The sequence below is a fragment of the Verrucomicrobiia bacterium genome, from assembly GCA_019634635.1.
In the GTDB taxonomy this organism is placed as follows: Bacteria; Verrucomicrobiota; Verrucomicrobiia; order Limisphaerales; family UBA9464; genus UBA9464.
In genome coordinates this window covers 1-22029 of sequence record JAHCBB010000052.1, presented here as the reverse complement: position 1 = coordinate 22029, position 22029 = coordinate 1, and the positions used below count along the sequence as shown (strand labels likewise).

Genomic DNA, 22029 nt, shown 5'->3' with positions numbered 1-22029 from the left:
GGGCTGGTCCATTACGAGGTCGGCTCGCCCCTGTGGTCGGACGGCGCCCACAAGGAGCGCTGGATGGGCATCCCCGACGGCACGCACATGCGTTTTTCCGAGCGGGGGGAGTGGTCGTTTCCCGCCGGGTCGGTCTGGGTGAAGCACTTCGAGCTGCCCGTGAGCGAGGCCGACACCACCCTCCGGCGCCGGCTCGAAACCCGGCTGCTGGTCCGGGATACCAACGGGTCGGTTTACGGTGCCAGCTACCGATGGCGTGAGGATCTGTCCGATGCGGAGATTGTCCATGGAGCGGTCAGCGAGGAGATTCCCATCACCGGGTCCCAGCAGATCGGGCCGTTGAGCAGTGTGGACATCGGCAATCCGGTTCCCGGTTCCACGGTGCGCCGCGGAGACGCCTGGGAACTGACTGCTGGCGGCACCGACATCTGGGGGACCAGCGACCAGTTTCGCTTCGCCTACCAGGAGCGCACCGGCGACTTTGATGTTCACGTCCGCATCGAATCGCTGACGCCGACCGATCTGTACACCAAGGCCGGCCTGATGGTTCGCGAGTCGCTGGCACCGGAGGCGCGGCACCTCTTCGCCCTGGTCTTTCCCAACAACGCGTCGCGAAACCACAACACTGGAGGCTTCCAATTCCAGTTCCGCGAGACCCCGGGCGCGGCGGCGGTGGCCATCTACCCGCCGCAGCCCAACCCCCGGGTCAGCTACCCGGACACCTGGCTGCGGCTCCGCCGCAGTGGCCATCTGTGGACTGCCTACAGCAGCAACGACGGCCATGCCTGGCAGGAGATCGCCGCGAGGAACCTCCTCCTTCCCGACACGGTCTATTTCGGGCTGGCCCTCACGGCGCACAACGGGTCCGGGGCGCTGGCCTCGGCACGCTTCGACTTCCGGGAGCGTTGGTTGCAGACGTGGTTCTATCCGGGGCGGGAGGACTGCCGACGATGCCACACGGCGGCAGCCGGCGGCGTTCTCGGCGTCTCCGCCCGGCAGAGCCACCGGAACCACTACTTTCCGGAGACCGGAGTGGAGGACAATCAGATCCGGGCCTGGAATCACGTGGGCTATTTTGACCCGCCGGTGGACGCCTCGCTCCTGGCCCCGGTGACCCCGTTGGTGCCCGTGAGCGCGGCGACATCGCCGCTGGAGTGGCGGGTCCGGTCCTACCTCGACTCGAATTGCTCGCATTGCCACCGGCCGGGTGGGCCTGCGGGGCAGTCGCAGTGGGACGCCCGGGCGGAGACCCCGCTGGAGTCCGCCGGGATTCTGGATGGTCCGGTGGTGGACACCCTCGGGGTGAGTGGATCCCGGGTGGTGGTCCTGCAGGATCCCGAGCGGTCGGTCCTCCTGCGCCGGATGAACACGGCGAGCGCGCCGCACCGCATGCCGCCCCTGGCGAAGAACGTGGTGGATCGCGACGCCGTCGAAACCGTCATCGCCTGGATCCAGGCCCCGCCGAATCGGCCTCGGGTGGTTCTCGCCGAACCCGGTGACCTGGTGGCTGCGGCGTTCGGGGAATGGACGCTGCAGTTGGCGGTGACGGATCCCGACGTGCCGGCTCATTCGCTGACCTATGGGCTGGTGACCGGGCCGGTGGGGTTGACGGTGAGTGCTTCGGGACTGGTTCGTTGGACGCCGACCGCGGCCCAAGCCCCCGGGGTCCATCCGGTGACGGTGCGGGTGAACGACAATGGGAGTCCTCCATTCAGCGATACGCAGACCTTCAACATCACGGTGAACGCCCCAGGTGCAGAAACGGTGCGAACGATGTGGATGCTGGGGCTCGACAACGATCCGGCGGTGCTCCCGTACCGACCGACCGCGGAATTCAGCAGCGAGAACAAAAGGAATGATGCACCTCCGGGTCTGGTGTCCCGCCTGCCCGGGGATCCGGAATACATGGAGGGAAGCAACCCGGGAGCCGATGATGACTACTACTTTGCCGGCGTATACCCGGCTGGCTTCAACGGGCTGACGGCGGAGCGGCGGGCGCCCAACGACGAGCCGTGGTGTGCCTGGGAGCGGGCGCATACGATCAGCGACCGGACCAACCGGGCCCATTTTGTGCTCGTGGCGGACCAGGTGGCGGTCGGAGCGCGATTGCGCGTCAGCCTGGAGTTGGTGAATGGGGGCTGGATGCTCAACTCGGTGTCGCAGCCCGGGTTTGGCGACCACGACATGGTCGTGCGATTCCGTAACCTGCTTGGCGTGGGCACGGTGCTCTGGTCGGGGCGGGTGTCCCAAACCACGAATCTCGTGGTGGAGGTGCTGGCAACCGCAGTGCAGGCCAGTGCCGGGGCCAACACCATAGAGATCGTTCGCACGGGCCCGTCGGGCACCGGCCTCTCGTACTGGATCCAGTACGATTACCTCTGGGTCGAGGCCCTGAATGGAGGAGCCAACACGCCGCCAACTCTGGCGGCCGTCGCCGACCGGGAGGTGAGTGTCGAGGGCACCATGACGCTCCAATTGACGGCCACCGATGGGGATACGCCGGCACAAACCCTGAGCTATTGGCTGGTGAGCGGGCCTGCCGGCTTGACCGTGAGCTCTGGCGGTGTGGTCCAGTGGACGCCATCGGTTTCCCAGGCTCCCGGAGTTCATCCGGTGACGGTGCAGGTCACCGACAGCGGGACGCCCCCCTTGAGTGACACCAAGAGTTTCAACATCACGGTGAACGCCCCGGCCGTCGAACTGGCGCGCACGGTTTGGATGCTGGGGGTGGACGATGATCCCGCGGTGTTCCCGTACCGGCCCACCGCCGAATTCGGTGCGGAGAACGGAATGAACGACGCCGTACCGGGCAGAGTCAGCCGGCTCCCGGGAGATCCGCAGTTCGTGGCCGAATCCAATCCGGGTGCGGACGATGACTACTACTTTGCCGGGGTGTACCCTGCAGGCTTCAACGGATTGACCGGGGAACTGCGGGTGCCCAACGATGAACCGTGGTGGGCCTGGGAGCGCGCCCACACGCTCGGGGATCGAACCAACAGGGTGCATCTGGTTTTCGCCCCGGCCCAGGTGGCGGCAGGAGCGCGATTGCGCATCACCATGGAGTTGGTGAGCGGAGGCTGGATGTTGAATTCGGTGAAGCAGCCCGGGTTTGGAGACCATGACATGGTGGTGCGGTTTCGAAACCGTCATGGGGTCAACACGGTGCTCTGGTCCGGGCGGGTCTCCCAGACCACCAATCTGGTGGCGGAGGTGCTGGCAACGGCAGTTCAGGCCGGCGCCGGCGCCAACACCATCGAGATCGTTCGTACGGGGCCATCCGGCGCCGGCCTCTCGTACTGGATCCAGTACGACTACCTTGGCGTCGAGGCCTTGAATGGAGGAGGAAACACACCGCCCGCCCTGGCAACAGTCGCTGACCAGGAGGTGAGCGTCCCGGGCACATTCACGATGCAATTGACGGCATCCGACGGCGACGTGCCGGCGCAGAGCTTGACGTATGGGTTGGTGAGCTGGCCCGTCGGAATGACGGTGAGCTCCGACGGCTCGGTTCAATGGACGCCATCGGCTTCCCAGGCGCCCGGCGTTCACCGGGTAACGGTTCAGGTCACCGACAGTGGTGCACCCCCCTTGAGTGATACGAAGAGTTTCAACATCTCGGTCACCGACCCGCCCGTCGAACTGGCGCGTTCGGTGTGGATGTTGGGGGTGGATGATGATCCAGCGGTGCTGCCGTACCGGCCGACGGCGGAGTTCAGCAGTGAGAACAAAAAGAATGATGCGCCTCCCGGGCTGGTATCCCGACTCACCAACGATCCGGAGTACGTGATCGGGAACAATCCGGGTGCCGACGACGACTACTACTTTGCCGGCTTATATCCGGCCGGCTTCAATGGGCTGACCAGCGAGCGTCGAGTGCCCAATGATGAGCCTTGGTGGGCGTGGGAGCGGGCGCATACGTTGGGCGACCGGACCAACCGGGCGCACTTGGTGCTCGGGCCGGGTCAGGTGGCGGTCGGGGCGCGATTGCGCATCAGCATGGAGTTGGTGAATGGAGGCTGGATGCTCAACTCGGTGTCGCAGCCCGGGTTTGGCGACCACGACATGGTCGTGCGATTCCGTAACCTGCTTGGCGTGGGCACGGTGCTCTGGTCGGGGCGGGTGTCCCAGACCACGAATCTCGTGGTGGAGGTGCTGGCGACCGCAGTGCAGGCCAGTGCCGGGGCCAACACGATCGAGATCGTTCGCACGGGTCCGTCGGGCACCGGAGTTTCGTACTGGATCCAGTACGACTACCTCCGGGTCGAGGCGCTGGACGGAGGCGGGAACACGCCGCCGACCCTGTTTGCGGTGGAGGACCTCGACCTGGAGGTCTTGATGCCGCTCTCGTTGCAGTTGGACGCGACCGACTCGGATGATCCGGGACAAACGGTTGTCTTCGGCCTCGTGAATGGACCGACAGGGTTGACGGTGAGCCTTTGCGGCGAGGTCCGCTGGACGCCGATGCCAACCCAGGCTTCGGGACGATATGCGGTGACCGTGCAGGTTACCGACAGCGGAACGCCCCCGTTGAGCGATACGAAGACCTTCCACATCACCGTCCCGGCCGTCGAGTTGGCGCGCACGACGTGGATGCTGGGGGTGGATGATGATGCGGCGGTGCTCCCGTACCGGCCCACGGCGGAATTCGGCGCTGAGAACGGCAAGAACGACGCACCGCCGGGCAAAGTCAGCCGCGTGCCGGGAGATGCGCGATACGAGGCCGGGACCAATCCGGGTGCGGACGATGACTATTACTTCGCCGGGACTTACCCGTCAGGGTTCAACGGACTGACAGGTGAACTTCAGGTGCCCAATGATGAGCCGTGGTGGGCCTGGGAGCGTGCCCACACGCTTGGGGACCGGACCAACCGGGTGCATCTGGTTCTCGTGCCGGCCCAGGTGGCAGCCGGAGCACGGTTGCACGTCACGATCGAGTTGGTGAGCGGAGGCTGGATGTTGAACTCGGTGAAGCAGCCCGGGTTCGGGGACCACGACATGGTGGTGCGGTTCCGCAACCGGGCCGGAGTGGGGACGGTGCTGTGGTCGGGGCGGGTGTCGGAACCGGCAACACGCGTCATGGACGTGTTGGCCACGGCAGTTCAGGCCAGTCCCGGAGCCAACAGCATCGAAATTGTCCGCACGGGACCGTCCGGTGCCGGCCTCTCCTACTGGATCCAGTACGACTACCTGCGGGTGGAGACGCACCCGGCCGGATCGTCGGGAACGAGTTTAGGGCTGGCTTCCGCGGGATTCGGAATGAATTCCCCGACGGTGACGCCAGGAGCCATTGGCACCGATCTGGTGTCCGCCTTGCCGATCGGTCGGGAGCGTCCGGCGTCCCTGCACGATGTCGTGTGGCTCGATGGGAGCCCTCACGGCACACTGACCTATGTCCATACCGTCCCGATGGTCCCGGGAGTTCATCTGCTGGTGGAGGCGTCTCCCGACCTTGCAGACTGGTTTGAGGCCCCGGTTGTCGTGCTTCACGAGGAAGGCGGTGACGGGTGGCGGCGGGTCACGGTCCTGGACCTGATGCCCCTCGATGCCCCGGCACCCCGCTTCCTCCGGGTCCGCGCCATCACGAATTCCATCACCCCGCTCCCCTATTGAGCCTCTGGCTCCGGGGGGACAGGCTTCTCAACATTCAAACCCGAAATCCGGTTTCATGAAGGTGCACCGTCTCATTCCCGCGCTGCTGGCGGGTTTATCCGCGCTGGGCCAGAATGGGGACCGTCCCGGCGAGGCCCAACCGGACATGGTCCCGGCGGACCGCATCCCGCCTGCCCCGGTGCTTGATCCGGAGGCGGCGCAGCGTACGTTCCGGCCTGCCGCGGGTTTTGGCGTGGAGTTGGTGGCCGCGGAGCCGATGGTGCACTCACCGGTCGCGATGTCGTTTGACCTTCAGGGCCGTCTCTGGGTGGTGGAGATGAGCGGGTATATGAACGATGTCGAGGGATCCACCGAGACGGAACCCAGCGGCTCCGTGGTGATCCTGGAGGATGCGGATGGCGATGGCCGGATGGACCATCGGATCGTCTTTCTGGACGGACTCGTGATGCCCCGGGCCATTCTGCTCACCGGGGACGGAGCGGTGATCGCCGAGCCACCCCGTCTGTGGTTTGCGCGGGACACCAATGGCGACGGCCGGGCGGATGAGAAGATCGAGATCGCCTCGGACTATGCGACCCAGAACGACCCGGGCCTCGGAGAGTTGTCGAATCCCGAGCACGCAAGCAACGGGCTGCTGTGGGCTCGCGACAACTGGGTATACTCGGCGAACCACACCGGCCGGATGCGGTGGAATGGCGGTCCGACCCGTTGGAGCTTCGGACCGACGCAGTTCCGTGGTCAGTGGGGTCTGTCGCAAGACGACCGGGGACGCCTGTACTTCAACTCCAACTCCGATCAGTTGCGGGCCGAGTTGATCCCGGACACCTACTTGGCCCGCAATGGCAATCTGCAGTCGCCCTTTGGCGCCAATGTGCAGTTGTCGAAGGACCAGCGGGTGTGGACGTCCCGCGTCAACCCGGGCGTCAACCGCGGATACCAGCCCGGCCAGCTCACTCCGGCGGGACACCTGGCGACGTTCACCGGGGCCTGCGGCCCCGTCGTGTATCGGGGGGACCAGTTTGGCCCGGAGTACATCGGCGATGTCTTCCTGTGTGAACCCACCGGGAACTTCGTCCGGCGGAACCGGATCTTCAACCATCAGGGCCTGCTCACCGCCACCAACGCTTATGTCCAGGCAGAATTCCTCACCTCGGACGATGAGCGGTTCCGTCCGGTCAACCTCCATAACGGGCCGGACGGTGCGCTCTACATCCTCGACCTGCATCGCGGCCTGATCCAGCACCGGATTTACCTCACGAGCTACCTGCGCCGCCAGCTGGAGTCGCGGGACCTGATCACCCCGGTGGACCACGGGCGGATCTGGCGCGTGGTGAACACGAACCGGCCGGCCGGCCGGATGCTCAGCCTGGGGACGAACCCGGCAACCGCGGACCTCGTGGCCCGGGTTGCCGGCCCCAACGGGTACTGGCGCGACGCCGCGCAGCAGCGGTTGGTGGAGCGGGCGGACCCGACGGCCGCTCCGATGCTCCGTCAATTGATCCGCACGGATGCCACATCCGCTCCCGGTCGCCTTGCGGCACTTTGGACTTTGGAAGGGCTGGGGATGCTGGACCTTCCGACGATCGAGTCGGCGCTGGGCGACGGGGACGGAGCGGTACGATCAGCGGCCCTGAGGTTGACGGAGCGCCTGCTGGACGGGCCGGAGCGCGACACCGCCCTGAAGATGATCTTCCGCCGCGCCGGACTCGTCCCGGCAGGGGAGCAACTGCAGCTGATGCTCACTCTGGGCAAGGCAGGCACGCCGACGGCCGACGCGATCCTGAGGGCATTGCTGCTCAACACCGCGCCGGACACCCTGCACGTTTACGCGGTCCTCAGTGGCGTCGGGGGACGCGAGCTTGAGTTCCTGGAGGCCCTTGTGGCAGATCCGAAATGCAGTGCGGTCCAGGACGGTCATGTCGCGCTGTTGGCGGGCTTGTCGCGCTGCGTGACCGTCGAGGCGAAGCCAGCGCGTATTGCCCGGTTGCTGTGGGTGATCGCGGGAAGCCCGGGGGGCGGCTGGCAGCAACGGAGCCTGCTCGACGGCATGGTCGCCACGCTGCCAGCCCCGCCGCGGCCCGGCCAGTCATCGGCGCCTGTGACCCCGGTGGTCTTCGAGTCGGAGCCGCCGGGACTGGCGCGGCTGCGCGCCATCACCCATCCGGATGTTGTCGGCAATGTCGCACGGCTCGAAGTCCTGTTGGTCTGGCCGGGCAAGCCGGGGTACGTGCCCCCGGTCGTGGTGCCGCCGCTGTCCGGGCCCGCGCTGGAGAGCTTCGAGCGGGGTCGCGAACTGTATCCATTCATCTGCGGCGCCTGCCATCAGCCGCATGGCCGCGGGCAGGAGGGCCTGGCGCCGCCCCTGGCAGGTTCGGAGTGGACAACGGGCAGCGAGCAGCGGCTCATCCGGATCGCGCTTCATGGAGTTCGCGATGCCCTGACCGTCAATGGAACGGTCTGGAATCTGGCCATGCCTGGCTTTGCCGGGGCCCTTGGGGATGGCCCGATTGCCGACCTGCTGACCTACATCCGGCGGGAATGGGGCCACGAGGCGGATCCGGTGCTCGTGGAGACCGTGGCGGCGGTTCGCCAGGCGCATTCGGAGCGCGAGGATGCCTGGACCGAAGCCGAGCTGCTGGCATTGCCCTGATGGGGCCTTCCGGACCTTGACGGGCTCGGGATTCGGGGCGTCCCCAGCGGCGACCGACGCAGAACTTTCGACGTTCCCCTCACCGCCAGAGCGAGAAGCCGATGCGGAACACACTGCTGTATTGGTCGTAGTCCAGGAGGGTTTCGCCGTAGCCGATGAAGTACTGCAGGTCCAGGTAGACGGCGAAATTGCGCCCCCAGGAACGGTACAGCGGATAGGTGAGGTCCATTTGCGCACTGCCGTGTTGGAATCCGTCGCCAATCGTCCCGATGACGGCCAACTGGACGGAGTCCGCCCACCCCAGCATCGCCCGCAACTGCACGTGGCCGTAGTAGTCGGCGATGTCCGGGTTGTCCTCGAGATCGCCAATGTAGCTGTAGATCCGCGGGGCCAGACGGAAATAAAAGGAGTCGAGATCGCCGAAATAGAAGGTGGGCATGATGTAGGCCACGTTCATGGATCGGGAATCGTCCCCATCCTGTCCGTTGGAGGCGTGGCGGAGGCCGCCCTGCAGATCCATGGCAAACCAGTCTGCCCACCGCCCGCGGTCCAGCCGCTGTCTTTGAAAGAAAATCTCCGGTTGATAGGAAGTGTCGTAGAACGGCGCCGAGGGGGCGGAGATGTCCCAGAGTGATGTCTGGGTGTAGGCGGCGTAAAGGTTGGTGAGGGCGGGAACCTGGCGCGCCAGCCAACCCGGCGCGTCCGGGTCGGCATTGAGGAACCGATACTTGAAGCTGAACTGGAACTTCACCTTGGGATCCTCCCAGCCCGCGATGAGATACATCGGCTCGTACGGGAAAAAATGTGCGCGAAAGAAGTCCAGCGCCGCGGAATCCGCCGGAAGTGCCTGCGGTCTGCTATCCAGGGGATCTGGATGGACCGCGCCCTGACCGGCGCCACGGGATGCCGCCACCGGATCGGCCGCTGCTCCGGCGTGGGATTCGGGATCGGGTTTGATCCGCACCGTGACGCGTTGTCCGGATCCCTCCGCCAGTTCCACCTCGACACGGTCGCCCGGACGGCTCGGCAGCGGAAGGGCGTACACCTGAAGGGAGAAGGTCCCCGGAGCAATGACCACCTCGATGGCCTCAGGACGGCGGAGCGTTATGTCCAGTGTCGTGCCGTCCACAATGAGGCGGCCCGGAAACGCGGCGGGAAATAGGTGGCGCAAGGGTTCGGCGCCGGCGTTCAGCACCACGAGGGACACGGTTGCATTCGAGCCGGCCACCGCCTGTGTCGGCGCGACCAGCAACGGTGTCACCGGATTCGTCGCTGCAAGGCATCCAATCCCGCCGCTCAGCCAGATCACCCACCAGATGCATCGTGCCCAGTTTGCCCCCATTCTGGAGAGTGTCCTGAAAACCTGAAGACGCCAGAAGCCCGGATTCATCCGCGACTCCGCCCGCTGCGGGGCGCTCATCGTCCGGGGACGAGGGTGCTGCGTCAGCGGGTGTCCTTCATCAGGGCATCCACCTCCCCGGCCGTGAGGGCCCGACGATACAGTCGGACCTCCCGCAGATTGCCGCGGAACCGGCCGCCCTCCCCAAAGCCCAGCCGCAGCGGCACGCCCGCGTGGAGTGCGAAATCCCCGGAGGGAAATGGCTTCGACTGCGCCGCAAGGCGTCCATCCACGTGGAGGCTCAACCGCCCCGCCTCCCGCGTGGCGGCGACGTGGTGCCACCCGTCCGGAAGTGCAGCATCGTGGCTGATTGCAACTCCGGCCTCCAGGGCGTGCACGTGGCCGGAGGGAAGGGTGCCGCAGAAAAGGCGTCCCTGGTACACGGCGGTGGACCAGGCGCGCCGATACTCGGTCTCCGAAAAGTCCAGCCGCCCGGTGAGCGTCCACCCGCCCTCGTCCTGCCGGTACACCTGCGCCAGGGGCAGGGTACCGCCATACAATTTGCCGTTGAAATGGGTCAGCCCCATGACTTCGAGTTCGCTCCCGAGCCGGCCGGCATCCTCCCATTGACCGGGACCTGGGAACCGGTAAACGCGGCCCTCCTTCCACGTGCCGGCGTGCAGCACGCCGCGGTGGACAGCGAAGGAATAGGTCTGGTCCACCTGCGGCGGTGAACCCCAGGCGGACCAGTTGGTCCCCCCCTCATAGCGAAACACGCCGCCCAGGGTGCCTCCGTTGAATCCGCCGGCGAACAGGTGCCCGCCCACCACGGTCAGCGGGGCGAGGCGGCCGCCGGGGTTGCCGCACCAGATCCATCGCGTACCGCCGGCGTACCGGTACACGCCCTGACGGGGCGTGGTGAGGTGACGCGGTGGGAGGTCCATCACGCTGACGTGCAGCGCGTCTTTAAACACGGTCATTCCCCACACCACGTCCGCCCCGGCCGGTCGCCCACAATCCTCCCAGCGCCGGTCGCCCGCGTACCTGTAGACCCGGCCTCCCGGCGCCTCGTTGGGGGAGGGCGCCAAGTGTGATCCCACGCCGCTGTACCGCGCCACCCCGGCGTGGAGTTGGCCCCGGAAGACACCCAGCGCCGAGACCGTGTTGCAGCGGTCGGGGGCCCCGCAGTCTTCCCAGTCCGTCCCACCGGCGTACCGATGGACGCGTCCCGCCTCCTCGGCCCCATGCTCGAACGTGCCCGCATACAAGTCGCCGGCGTGGACACTCAGCGCGAACACCATCCGGTTGTTTCCGGGCCGTCCGCAATCGGTCCACCGCGGTTCCGTTCCTGCATCCATCCCGAAGAAGAGGTTCCGGGTGTTGGCCATCGAGGTGCAGGTTCCAGACTGGTCCTGGAGTCCGAGGTTGAAGCCCTGGCGCCGGACGGGGTCGTACCAGCTCACCAAGTCTCCCGACGAAGCGCCCGAGTCCGGATGAACCCGCATCCACAGGGCGACCGTGAAGTCCGACACACCCAACTGAAGTGCCGCGGCCGCCGGCACCTCGAGGTGCGCGGTCCTGCCGTCGAGGGCCGCCCCGGCTCCGGAAACCCACGTTACGCCGGAGGTCGAGGCATGCCATGCGTTTGTCGAAGCATCGGCGCCGGAACCGTCCATCGGCCAGTACGCAAGTGGCGGGCTGTCCGCCATGGCCAAGGCGATCCCGGCCAGTTGCACGGCAGTGAGGAGCCGTGCGGCAGAAGCTCCATTGGTGGTTTGAATCCACATGGGGTGCAGCGTATCGGGGGACGCGTAGCGAGCCAACGGGCGAGCTCCACCCCGGGGAGGGATGGCGTGCCGCCGTCCCCGATCAGGTCCGGGACTACGACGTTCCACGTCACCGCCCGGTGACGACTCCACCCGGCTGGGCGCGGACCCATCCAGGGACAGCGACACACTGACCCTCCCATTGGCGCCCCGCGGTTGCGCGCCGCCTCGCACCGAAAACGGCGGAGGGCCGCGCGTACTCCAAGACGCTTCGCGCACGCCAATGCGACACTTGACGCGGAATTCTGTTGGCAATGGCCGGGTCGGAGTCCGGAATACGGCCTCCGATGAAGTCTTACCGTCTCAACCGACTGTTTGATGCGAGTTCCGGGCACTGCTTCGACGTGGCGATGGACCACGGGTTCTTCAACGAGCGAGGCTTTCTTCAGGGAATCGAGAACCTGGAGTCCGCCGTGCGCACCGTGGTTGCCGCCGCGCCGGATGCGGTGCAATTGACGGTGGGGCAGGCGCACTACCTCCAGTCGCTGCCCGGCCGCAACAAGCCGGCGCTGGTGCTGCGTACGGACGTGGCGAATGTGTACGGCACGGAGCTGCCGAGGACGCTGTTCAGCCGGATGATCGAAGCTCCGGTGGACCAGGCGCTCCGCCTCGATGCGGCGTGCGTGGTGGTCAACCTGTTCCGGATCCCGGGCGAACCCGAGGTGACCGACCAGTGCCTGCAAAACATCCTCCGGATCAAACCGGCCTGCGACCGCCATGCAATGCCACTGATGATCGAGCCGCTGGTGTTTCAGCCCAACAGCAAGGCGGGCGGCTACATGGTGGACGGGGACCCGGACAAGATCCTGCCGCTGGTGCGCCAGGCGTGCGAACTGGGGGCGGACATCATCAAGGCAGACCCGACGGACGATGTGGGCATCTACCACCGGGTCATTGAGATGGCGGGTCGCATCCCGGTGCTGGTCCGCGGCGGCGGCAAGGCGTCCGACGAGGAAATTCTCACCCGTACCGCCGTCCTGATGCAGCAGGGGGCGGCCGGCATCGTGTACGGGCGGAACATCATCCAGCATGCCAACCCGGCGGGGATGACGCGCGCCCTGATGGCGCTGGTTCACGAGGGGGCCACCGCCTCCGGGGCCGCGGTGCATCTGCAGCCCTCCGGATCCGCAGGAAATGCGTGAGGGAAACGGCGGTTTTTCTCGAAATTGGTCGGCTTTTCCCTTGCCGCCGCGCAGGACTGGCCTTAAACCCGCCGCACCCCGTTCTTAGTAAGATACGGCTAAAACACAACTAGAACAGCTCTCCATCCATGGCTAAACCCCTTACGAAGTCCCAGATTGCCGCGACCCTCGCCGACCACTCCGGCATCACGAAGAAGCAGGCGGTGGCGGTGCTCGACCACCTCGCCGCACTGGCGTACAAGAACGCCAAGAACACCTTCACCTTCCCCGGCGTCGGCAAGCTGGTCCTTGTGAACCGCAAGGCGCGCATGGGGCGCAATCCGGCGACGGGCCAGGAGATCAAAATCCCGGCCAAGAAGGTCGTGAAATTCCGCGTCTCCAAGGCCGCCAAGGATTCCATCCTGGGCACCAAGTAACTCCCGGGCACCCGGCGTGCCTGCCCGGCGGCATCCCCGGCGACGGGGCTGCCGCCTTTTCGTTGATGCACCCGGCGCAACGTCCCTAGGATGGCGTCAGCGCTTTATGAAGATCGCCATCGTCGGCTCCGGGGCCCTGGGCAGCTATTACGGTGCGAAGCTGTGCCGCGCGGGACACGAGACGCACTTTCTGGTGCGGTCGGATCTCGCGGTGGTCCGGCGGGACGGTGTGCGCATCCTCAGTGCCGGTGGCGACTTTTCCGTCCGGCCCGCGATTGCCGGCGACCCCGGGGAGATCGGGCAGGCCGATCTGGTGGTGGTGGCCCTCAAGACCACGGCAAACGCGGCACTGCCGGCATTGATCCCGCCGCTTCTGGGGGCCGGCACGGCGGTGCTGACGCTGCAGAACGGCCTTGGCAACGAGGAGGCGTTGGCGGCGGTGGTGCGGTCCGGACGCATCTTCGGCGGCCTGTGTTTCGTGTGCCTGAACCGGGAGGCCCCGGGTGTCATCCGCCATATTGCCCACGGACGCATTGTGCTCGGGGCGTTTCAGCGTCCGGCGGATGCCGAAACGCGGGCGATCGCCCGGATCTTTGAGGAGTCGGGAGTTCCCTGTTCCGTGACGGATGACCTGGCACGCGTGCATTGGGAAAAACTGGTTTGGAACATTCCGTTCAACGGATTGGGTGTGGCGAGCGTGGCGGGATGGGGGCCGTGGGCCGATCCGCCGTCACCCTGGGCGATCCTGCGTGAACCGGTCCTGACGACGGACCGGTTGCTGTCGGATGCGCGATGGGCGGGGTTGGTGCGGGAACTGATGCTGGAGGTGATCGCCGTTGCGCGCACCTTGGGGCATGCGATTCCCTATTCGGCGGCCGATGAGCAGATCCAGCGGACGCGCGACATGGGGGCGTACCGGGCCTCCACGGTGGTGGACTTCGAGCTCGGGCGTCCTTTGGAACTGGATGCGATGTTCCTGCAGCCCTTGCGCCATGCGGTTGCCCAGGGCGTGCCGGCTCCGAGGTTGCGCATCCTTTGCGAAGTTCTGGAACGGCTGTCGCGCGAATCCAGTTCCGGGTGACTGCGGACGTGGATGGGATGTCCGTCCGGTGACTTTGCGGGACGGCGTGCCGGGTGTCCCGGGCTGCTGACCCCTGGGAGTCCGGTCGCCGCCTGCAACGACGTGCGCACGCCGGGGCACGAAACCGCTTGCGCGTTTGGGGGTGCCCGGTAGTTTCCGCGGGCTTCGAAGGTGGGTTGGTAGCTCAGCGGTAGAGCAGCGGCCTTTTAAGCCGTTGGTCCAGGGTTCAAATCCCTGCCAACCCACCAGCAGATTTCTGCGACGACCCCATCGTCTAGAGGCCTAGGACACCGCCCTTTCACGGCAGTAACCGGGGTTCGAATCCCCGTGGGGTCGCCACATCCATTAACCACCTTCATCACAACAGATTGCAAAGCCATTTGTTGCTGGACTGGGCTGGGATTCAGAATTGGATTCGGAATAGAAACGCGGATATCGCCAACGCTCTGGCGCCTCCATTGCGGCACTTTTCCGAGCGGCAACCGGTCCGGGGTCAGATTCCTTCCAAAAGCCCCGCCACGGGCCCGTCGCGTGCGATTCCAGCGATGCGGAATCCCGCGTAGCCTTTGGCTGGTGCCAGTTTTCAGCCACAACGCATTTTTGTTCCTTTGGGGGGAATCATGGCCGCGAAGCCCGTCGTCCATCCTTCCCGCCCGCCACTGGACACTCCCAGCGGCAGATCCTTCACCGCCCCGCGAGACACGTTGAATGGGTAAGCCAAGGTTTGCGCGGTCATGCGGACTGAGCAGACCCAGTCTCCTGCCCGTCGCTGTGCAGTAATCCGAGCGCCTTGATCGTTCCTCCGAGGGCTTCGTCCAACTCCCAACGCCTCCACAGAGCATCAAGCGCGGGCTGTCGAAACTGCTGCACCAGTTGGAACGTGGCGGCGAGCAACTGCGACAGCTGGTTAACGGAATCCTGATCGTGGATTGCTCGGGCGAGTCGGAAAACCACCGACTCCAGTCGGCGGGCCCATTGTTCAAGCGCGACCCAATCCTGGGCCCTGCCGTAGACGCCGGCCGCATTGGCCGCCGCCTTGGCCGCCACGAGTTGAACCTCGCGGTCCTCTGGGAACTTTGCGGCCACCGTCTCCAGCCGGGCTGCCCATAGTTCAAGCGCGACCCAATTCTGGGCCTCGCCGTAGAAGGTGACCGCGTTGAACGCCGCCCGGGCCATCTCGAGTTGCACCTCGCGGTCCTCTGGGAACTTTGCGGCCACCGCCTCCAGCCGGCGGGCCCAATGTTCAAGCGCGACCCAATCCTGGGCCCCGCCGTAGGCGCTGGCCGTGTTGAACGCCGCTTTGGCTACCCGGAGTTGCATCTCGCGGTCCTCTGGGAACTTTGCGGCCACCGCCTCCAGCCGGCGGGCCCATTGTTCAAGCGCGACCCAATCTTGGGCCGCGCCGTAGTCACTGACCGCGTTGAACGCCAAATTGGCCACCCGGAGTTGCACCTCGTGGTCCCCTGGGAACTTTGCGGCCACCGCCTCCAGCCGGCGGGCCCATTGTTCAAGCGCGACCCAATCCTGGGCCCTGCCGTAGGCGCTGGCCGTGTTGAACGCCGCCCGGGCCACCTCGAGTTGCACCTCGCGGTCCTCTGGGAACTTTGCGGCCACCGCCTCCAGCCGGCGGGCCCATTGTTCAAGCGCGACCCAATCCTGGGCCCCGCCGTAGGCGCCGACCGCGTCCATGGCAATCCTGGCCTCAAGCCGTGCAAAACCCAGAGCGAGCGGATCCTGCAATGCCATGACCAAGAGGGGGTCCAACTGCGACTTCCGCCATCCACCCCCTGCGCGTTCAGCCAGGCTTCCCGCCGCTTTGGCGAGGCCGTACGCCACACCAAACCGGTTGCCAATCGACCGATTGGCACATTCACGAACGGCCTCCAGGAGCCCCTCGGGCAGATCGACCTCAAGCACGCCGAGTGCGCCAATTCGGCAAACGAGAGCCGGCACCGTGTTCCTGGAGACTCCCGGCAGAAGTTCCACAAACGGGCAAGCGTCCGCATCCTGCATCGCAACGAGCCGGGTAAGCCAGTTGGCCATGTCCTCCGGATAGTCCTGCGCCAGAAGATCGAGAGTTTCGAGACAGCCTTTCGGTGAATCCGACCATGCCAAAGGCAGCCAATTGTCCAGATTGAATGCTGGGTGACCGAGGTCGGGATGGGCCCGCGTGCGCGTGACGAGCAAGCGTACGGCAAACAGGTCCGGGGAAAGCGGTCGGATGAGGCGAGTGCCGTCGGGCCCGGGCTGATCGTGTAGAACCCGCTTGAGGGTGCTCAGGAGTCGGGAGGTGTCGGCGTGATCAACTTGAACGCCGGCCACGGCTGCGAGTCTTCCCGCACCCGCCGGTAGGGGGAGTCCGCGGGTCAAGGTCACGTAGCAGACGGCGAGCTCAAGGCGCCGCAATTCCTCGTCCACTGCATTGGGGCGCGTGCCCTGGAGGTAAAGGGGCCAGCGTTCCCGGATTTCAAAATGAAGGAGGTCGTCGAGCAATGCGTCCCCGGTTTCTGCATTCAGGACCGGCATCCCGGTCGAAGCCGCAGGTTGGCGGGAAAGGAATTCGCCCAGCGCCTGCACCAGCAGGGGCCTGCCGTTGGCGGTGAGGCGTTCCGCATACCGCCAGAACGGGTCGTCTTTGGACGGCAGAGGGGATGTCTTGCCCAAGGACGACAGGACGCGGCCAAGCAGGATGCGTTGCTTGGCGAGTGGCAGAGGGCGAAGTGGAAGCAGATCGGTGTCTCGAATCGGTGCGGCTTCTGAGACCTTTAGGGCCGCCTCAGCGGCGACCTCCGCCGCACTGCGGGAATGTCGGTAAAGATGTTCCCGGGCTCGTGAGAAGATGCTGCGGGTGCCCGGGACAGGTTGTCCGGCGACCAGTTCGGAAAACAGGGGGCCGACTGCGCCGGGACGATCCAGCAGGAGGATGCGTACCCGGGGTCCAAAGTCCGCGCTGCGCCCGCCCAATCGGGCGAGTCCATCAACAAGGGAGCGCCCAAGTGCGGGCGAATAGTCCACCACGATGAGCGTCGGCTGGCTGGGCTGCCAGGCTTCGAGTGCCGGAGAAGCAAACCATCCGGTATCCCTCTCAAGAAAACCGGCGGTCCATCCGCGAGGACTCAAATCTGTGACCAGTTCGAGGGCCAGACGCGATTTCCCGACGCCACCTTCCCCCACGACACCCCACCAGAGAAACTTCTGTGGCGCCTGAAGGAAGTCGCTCAGGCAGGCCAGCTCGTCCTCCCGGCCCACGGATGCCATCCAGCGGGCCGAGTAGTGCAGTCGGTCAAGGCCGCCGCGCTCAAGGGCGTCCCGGCCAGGCTGAGGAACAAACAGGGGCGGCCCCGAACGGGCCCGCTCCGCATCGAGGAGCGTGGCTAGATTGGCGTCGATCTGCGTCAGGCGCCCTTCCAAGCCATTCAGCCGCTCAAACACCCTGCTCGACAGCTCTTGGAGATCCTTGGAGCTGGCAAGCTGCCCAAGCCCTTCAGTCAGCTCCGTGAACTGGTCTCCAAGCCCAGCAAGCTGCCTCTGGGTTTGTGTGAAGCAGAGCTTCTGAAAAGCGATCCAAGATCCGGTGAAATCCGTATCTCGCATCACATCGCTCAACCGCCCGGGAAACTGCCGCGCCAATGCACGAGAAACCTCGCGATGGTAGAGTTCCCGACCACCGCTAAGGGATTGCCACTCTGCGTCGGCCACCGTCCCGGAGAGGCAATGCGCGTAGAACTCGCCCCACAGCGCTGGCCCCCGGTCTTTCCCTGCGGCATCCTCCGTGTGGGGCAGATAGGATTCGTCCGGGCGGCCGGGCGGAAAGAGCCGCTCCAGTGCGGCTGTTTTGGGCCACTCCTTGAGCGCCTTCTCAAAGGGTTCACGTTGCTTGGCCACAAGCTGTGCCAGACGCTGCCTCTCGTTTGGGCTGACCGAACCGTAGGTTGCAGACCTCAACAGCTCGCCCAGAACCGGACCGGGTGTGTCGGCTGTGCCGCTCAGGCAGGTCACCAGTGCTTTTGCCAATGCCCGGCGGAAGTGGTGGTTCTCACCAGGCGTTTTGGACTCGGCCCATGCCGTTCCCAACTCTCCGGCCAGTAGGTTGTTGAAGATGGAACCAACATTCTTGGCAATCTCGAGATCCCTGTCCTTGAGCAGAATGGCCACCGTTTCAAAGCCCGCCTCGCCACAACAGGCTCCGATCCACGCCCCTATTGGGCCGGCCAGGAACGCCCCAGTAGCCAGTCCGGAAAGCTTGAAAAGCGTCTTGGTCTTCATTGGGGATCCCGGGCTGGACAGGGCTCAGGCCGCCTCGTGCTCCTCAAAATCCCGTTCGGGGTAACGCTCATAGACGTGCTCGAAGAGGGCGGAGCACTTCTGGGCGTACAATGGCCGGTCGTAGGCGGCGGGGAGGGTGTCGAGCACGTCCTCGATGGCCAGCTTGAGCTGGGAGCGCGCGGCGGCCTTATGACGCCAGTTGAGGACCAGCAGCGACTTGAGCTGCGCCAGAAGGTCCTTCGCGACCTTCTTCACCTCGTCGCGCTCGGCAGGGCTCAGATCCGGGGCGGGCCGGGTGAGGATGTCGAAGATGACCAGTTCCTCTTCACTCAGGTTCTCCCGGACGTGCCGTTGCTGTTCCTCGCACAGGCTGCGACTCAACCGCAGCAACTCTTCGAAAAGCTCCTCTATGTTTCGACTGCCGTTGTTGTAGCTCTCAATGAGCTCCTCAAATTTCTCTGCATAGTCGGCCCGGGTCCGATTCAATCGAATCAGCCTCTCCAGTTGTGCCCGGATGGCAGCCTTGAGGACTTCCAGGTCGGTGTTCTTGTGGTTGGAATCCTCGAACCGGCTGCGGAGCGCCTCGAAATCAATCTTCGAAAGGTCCACCACGGTTGCCGGCTCCGCGGGCATGTCCACACTGGCGATTGAGGCGTCGAGCAACTTGGCGACCTCGCCCACGACCGTGGTGATGTCAGTCGGGTTTGGGTTGAGCTTGGCCCGAATGGCTTCCCAGATGGCGGTCAGCGTTGCGACGCGCCCGGCAAACTCCAGGACGGCCGGGTCGGGTTTGACCGCTCCGTAAAGCGTTCCGACGAGCCGCTCGTGGCCGAAGAACTCCCGGCGCACCGCGTCAGGTGCGATGAGCCGGTTGACGGCATCATCGAGCTGCTCAAGCCTGCGTGCGTCACCAGCGCGAAGCTGCACCATAGCCGCCACATCCACTTGCCGGTCGGCGCAGAACGCAGTTGCGGCAGCCACGGCCTGGCGCAAATCGGTCACCAGCTTCGCCTTGTCCTTGACCGGATTTGCGCCGCCTTTGCCGGCACCGTAGATCGCGAGTGCCCTCTCCAGGGAGACGAAGACGTTTGCGTAGTCCACGATCATCCCGCTGTGTTTCCCGGGAAAGACCCGGTTGGCACGGGCAATCGTCTGCATCAACGAGTGGTTCCGCATCGGCTTGTCGAGATACACCGTGGAACAGCTGGGGGCATCGAAACCCGTCAACCACATTGCGCAGACGAAAACCAGGCGCAGCGGGTCCTGGGAGTCCTTGAACTTCTCGTCCAAGGCCTCTTCGTTCATCCGCCGCCGATGGGGCTCCATGTCGAGGCCCAGCTTCTTCATCAGCAGGATCTCGTTCTGACCTGGCGACACGATCACCGCCATATCGGTGGTCCTGAGGACCGCCAAACGCCGCTGAAGCTCTTGCATCCTCTCCGAATCGTAGCAGCCGACGTGAGGAGGCTCTGACTTGTCCGGGGACTTTGATTTGAGTCTCCTCACGTCGGGTGCATCGCGGTAACGGGTCATCTCTGCAATTGCCCGTTCGACCCGGTCCGCTTCCGCCGCCCAATACCTCCGCACCTTGTCATGCATTCTGAGCGCGGTGGCCTTGTCGATGGACACCACCATCGCCTTGCCGACGAAACCGCGCCCGAGGAAATGCCGCACGATGTCTTGAGCCACCGTGTCCAGCCGATCATCACGAGTGAGGATGTGGTATTGCCGGCTCAACTCCCGTTCGAGCTTCGCCTCCTGTTCGGGGTCGAGTTCCGCCGCCTCAATGAGATTGTAGATGTCCTCATTCAGGTCCGGGTTCACGAGTTGCAACTCCGGCGTGCGGTTCTCGTAGAAGAGCGGCACGGTGGCACCGTCTTCGACCGATTGCTGGAAGTCGTAGATGGAGACGTAATCGCCGAACACGTCCTTCGTCCGTTCCTCCCCGGCGATGAGCGGCGTGCCGGTGAAAGCGAGGAACAACGCCTTGGGCAATGCCGCGCGCATGTTCAGCGCCAGCGTGTCGTATTGGCTGCGGTGCGCCTCGTCCGTCAACACGATGACGTCATGCCTGTCACAAAGCACAGGCATGACGTCATCGTGACCCTCACCCCCAACCCCTCTCCCATGCTGCACACCCTCACCCTTGCCTCTCCCAATGGGAGAGGAGATGGAAAACGGGGGCGAGGCTGGTCTCCCCTCTCCCTCTGGGAGAGGGGCGGGGGGTGAGGGTGTTCCAGCCCGAGGCTTCTCGGGCTGGAACTTATGGATGAGCGTGAAGACGTAGCGATGATTCCCGCGCAGCAACTCCCGCAGATGCGCGCCGCTGGCGGCGTGGCACTGGTCGCCCTCGGCTTCGCTTACCGCGCCGGTAGCCTTGAACGTCTTGGCAATCTGGTCGTCCAGCTCCACGCGGTCGGTCACGACCACGAACGTCCAGTTGCCCGCCACCTTGCGCAGCACCTTCTGCGCGAAGAACACCATCGAGAAACTCTTGCCGCTGCCCTGCGTCTGCCAAAACACACCAATCCCGTTCGGGCTTGGTGTGTTACCCTCACCCCCAGCCCCTCTCCCACAGGTAGAGGGGAGTCCGCTGCTCCCTTCTCCCCGCGCCTCTCCCCCTGGGAGAGGTTTGGGTGAGGGTGCGGAGCTTGGAAGAAGGGTCGGGGATGAGGGTGGCGAAGCCAATGCCGCCGCGATCTGATTGAGAAACTCCTCGGGACGGTCCACGACCAATTGATTCGGGAAACGGAGGACGGTGTATCCCATCGAGCCCAAGTAGGCGTCGCGCTGGGAATCCTTCGCAACGACTTCCGGCGAACGGTGAACGTCACCGTCCAACTCGACATCCAGCTTGTGCTCGGCGCAGCAGAAGTCGGCGATGTAGTTCCCAATCTGGTGTTGGCGCCGGAACTTCAACCCCTCAAATCGCCGGTCACGCAACAACTCCCAGGCAATGTCTTCCGCCGGAGTTTGCTGCTGCCGTAACTCACGCGCCCGATCCACCAAACCGCCGTAGTGCAGCCCACCACGGTAATTTGGCTTCTCCCCCCTCTCAGTGGGAGAGGGGCCGGGGGTGAGGGTGGCGGGATTGGCCAAGTCCGAACGAATCCGGTGCAACGACGCAATCGCCGCATTGACCCCAAGCACCTGATGGTTCTGCCCAATGATCTTGGCCAATCCCGCCTTGTGCTCCGAGAACAGCGTGAAGTTCTCCACCAGGTCAAGCAGGCGCGCCCTGTCGCATGTCCCGCGCACCATCACCTCCAGCGAGACCCGGCGCGGCTCGTTCTCGCGTTCGATGCGTTTCCACTCGAAGAACCGCTCCCAATCCGCCGTGAGCGATCCGACCCTGCTGTCCGTGCCGTTGGAGGCGATGAGCAGCGCGTTGAACCAGAAGAGCTGCGGAATCTCCGCCTTGTAGTGCGTGAGGTTCTCGTCGAACGCCGCGCGCGCGGGCACGCCGGGCTTCTTCAACTCAATGACCACCAGCGGCAGGCCGTTGACGAAGCCAACCAAATCCGGCCGGCAGGTGTAGAGCGCGCCCGTGACGCTGAACTGGCTGACCAGCAGGAAATCATTCGCGGCAGGGTCTTCCCAGTCGATGACGCGGACTCGCTCCATTTGCTGCCCCCCGCCCCCTCTACCCCGACTTTCGCAACTGACGTCGGGAAACGGGGATTTTTTGAGAGTGAAGCG

At 65.2% G+C, this 22029-nt stretch carries 9 protein-coding genes and 2 tRNA genes; 7 read left to right on the top strand and 4 right to left on the bottom strand.

Annotated features, from left to right (window positions below; genetic code table 11):
• Nucleotides 1–87 precede the first annotated feature (87 nt).
• Together KF791_20095 and KF791_20090 are read left to right on the top strand one after the other, a co-directional pair.
• Entirely contained in the window at nucleotides 88–5610 is a 5523-nt protein-coding gene (locus KF791_20095) for a putative Ig domain-containing protein (protein MBX3734884.1), read from the top strand.
• Between the two features lie 55 nt (nucleotides 5611–5665).
• Nucleotides 5666–8260 (top strand): c-type cytochrome, encoded by a 2595-nt coding sequence (locus tag KF791_20090; GenBank protein ID MBX3734883.1) that lies wholly within the window; start codon nucleotides 5666–5668, stop codon nucleotides 8258–8260.
• A gap of 79 nt (nucleotides 8261–8339) precedes the next feature.
• Here the strand turns inward: KF791_20090 and KF791_20085 are convergent, their stop codons facing one another.
• Together KF791_20085 and KF791_20080 are read right to left on the bottom strand one after the other, a co-directional pair.
• Nucleotides 8340–9680 (bottom strand): phospholipase A, encoded by a 1341-nt coding sequence (locus tag KF791_20085; protein MBX3734882.1) that lies wholly within the window; start codon nucleotides 9678–9680, stop codon nucleotides 8340–8342.
• A gap of 23 nt (nucleotides 9681–9703) precedes the next feature.
• On the bottom strand, nucleotides 9704–11386 hold the full coding sequence (locus KF791_20080) for a hypothetical protein (GenBank protein ID MBX3734881.1): 1683 nt from the start codon (nucleotides 11384–11386) through the stop codon (nucleotides 9704–9706).
• A 326-nt stretch (nucleotides 11387–11712) separates the two neighbouring features.
• Here KF791_20080 and KF791_20075 point away from each other — a divergent pair, with 326 nt between their 5' ends.
• From KF791_20075 to KF791_20055, 5 genes are all read left to right on the top strand, one after another.
• On the top strand, nucleotides 11713–12567 hold the full coding sequence (locus tag KF791_20075; protein MBX3734880.1) for an aldolase: 855 nt from the start codon (nucleotides 11713–11715) through the stop codon (nucleotides 12565–12567).
• A 128-nt stretch (nucleotides 12568–12695) separates the two neighbouring features.
• The gene (locus tag KF791_20070; GenBank protein ID MBX3734879.1) at nucleotides 12696–12983 is read left to right on the top strand and encodes an HU family DNA-binding protein; all 288 of its coding nucleotides are present in this window, start codon (nucleotides 12696–12698) and stop codon (nucleotides 12981–12983) included.
• Nucleotides 12984–13089: 106 nt separating this feature from the next.
• Nucleotides 13090–14064 carry a 2-dehydropantoate 2-reductase gene (locus KF791_20065; protein ID MBX3734878.1) on the top strand — a complete coding sequence of 325 codons (975 nt, stop codon included), beginning with the start codon at nucleotides 13090–13092 and terminating at the stop codon, nucleotides 14062–14064.
• A gap of 173 nt (nucleotides 14065–14237) precedes the next feature.
• A tRNA-Lys gene (locus KF791_20060) sits at nucleotides 14238–14312 on the top strand.
• A 15-nt stretch (nucleotides 14313–14327) separates the two neighbouring features.
• Nucleotides 14328–14403: transfer RNA gene (locus KF791_20055), tRNA-Glu, on the top strand.
• Nucleotides 14404–14796: 393 nt separating this feature from the next.
• On the opposite strand, the gene KF791_20050 is transcribed toward KF791_20055, so the two are convergent.
• The gene (locus KF791_20050) at nucleotides 14797–18330 is read right to left on the bottom strand and encodes a hypothetical protein (protein MBX3734877.1); all 3534 of its coding nucleotides are present in this window, start codon (nucleotides 18328–18330) and stop codon (nucleotides 14797–14799) included.
• Between the two features lie 24 nt (nucleotides 18331–18354).
• Nucleotides 18355–22029: DUF3387 domain-containing protein (locus KF791_20045; GenBank protein ID MBX3734876.1), on the bottom strand; the 3675-nt coding region annotated here is incomplete at its 5' end.

Bases quoted from the DNA above. Each gene is read 5' to 3' on its own strand.
- KF791_20090 (MBX3734883.1), top strand. From the start codon at position 5,666: ATGAAGGTGCACCGTCTCATTCCCGCGCTGCTGGCGGGTTTATCCGCG.
- KF791_20080 (MBX3734881.1), bottom strand. From the start codon at position 11,386: ATGTGGATTCAAACCACCAATGGAGCTTCTGCCGCACGGCTCCTCACT.
- KF791_20050 (MBX3734877.1), bottom strand. From the start codon at position 18,330: ATGAAGACCAAGACGCTTTTCAAGCTTTCCGGACTGGCTACTGGGGCG.
- KF791_20070 (MBX3734879.1), top strand. From the start codon at position 12,696: ATGGCTAAACCCCTTACGAAGTCCCAGATTGCCGCGACCCTCGCCGAC.
- KF791_20085 (MBX3734882.1), bottom strand. From the start codon at position 9,680: ATGAGCGCCCCGCAGCGGGCGGAGTCGCGGATGAATCCGGGCTTCTGG.
- KF791_20075 (MBX3734880.1), top strand. From the start codon at position 11,713: ATGAAGTCTTACCGTCTCAACCGACTGTTTGATGCGAGTTCCGGGCAC.
- KF791_20065 (MBX3734878.1), top strand. From the start codon at position 13,090: ATGAAGATCGCCATCGTCGGCTCCGGGGCCCTGGGCAGCTATTACGGT.
- KF791_20095 (MBX3734884.1), top strand. From the start codon at position 88: ATGCGTTTTTCCGAGCGGGGGGAGTGGTCGTTTCCCGCCGGGTCGGTC.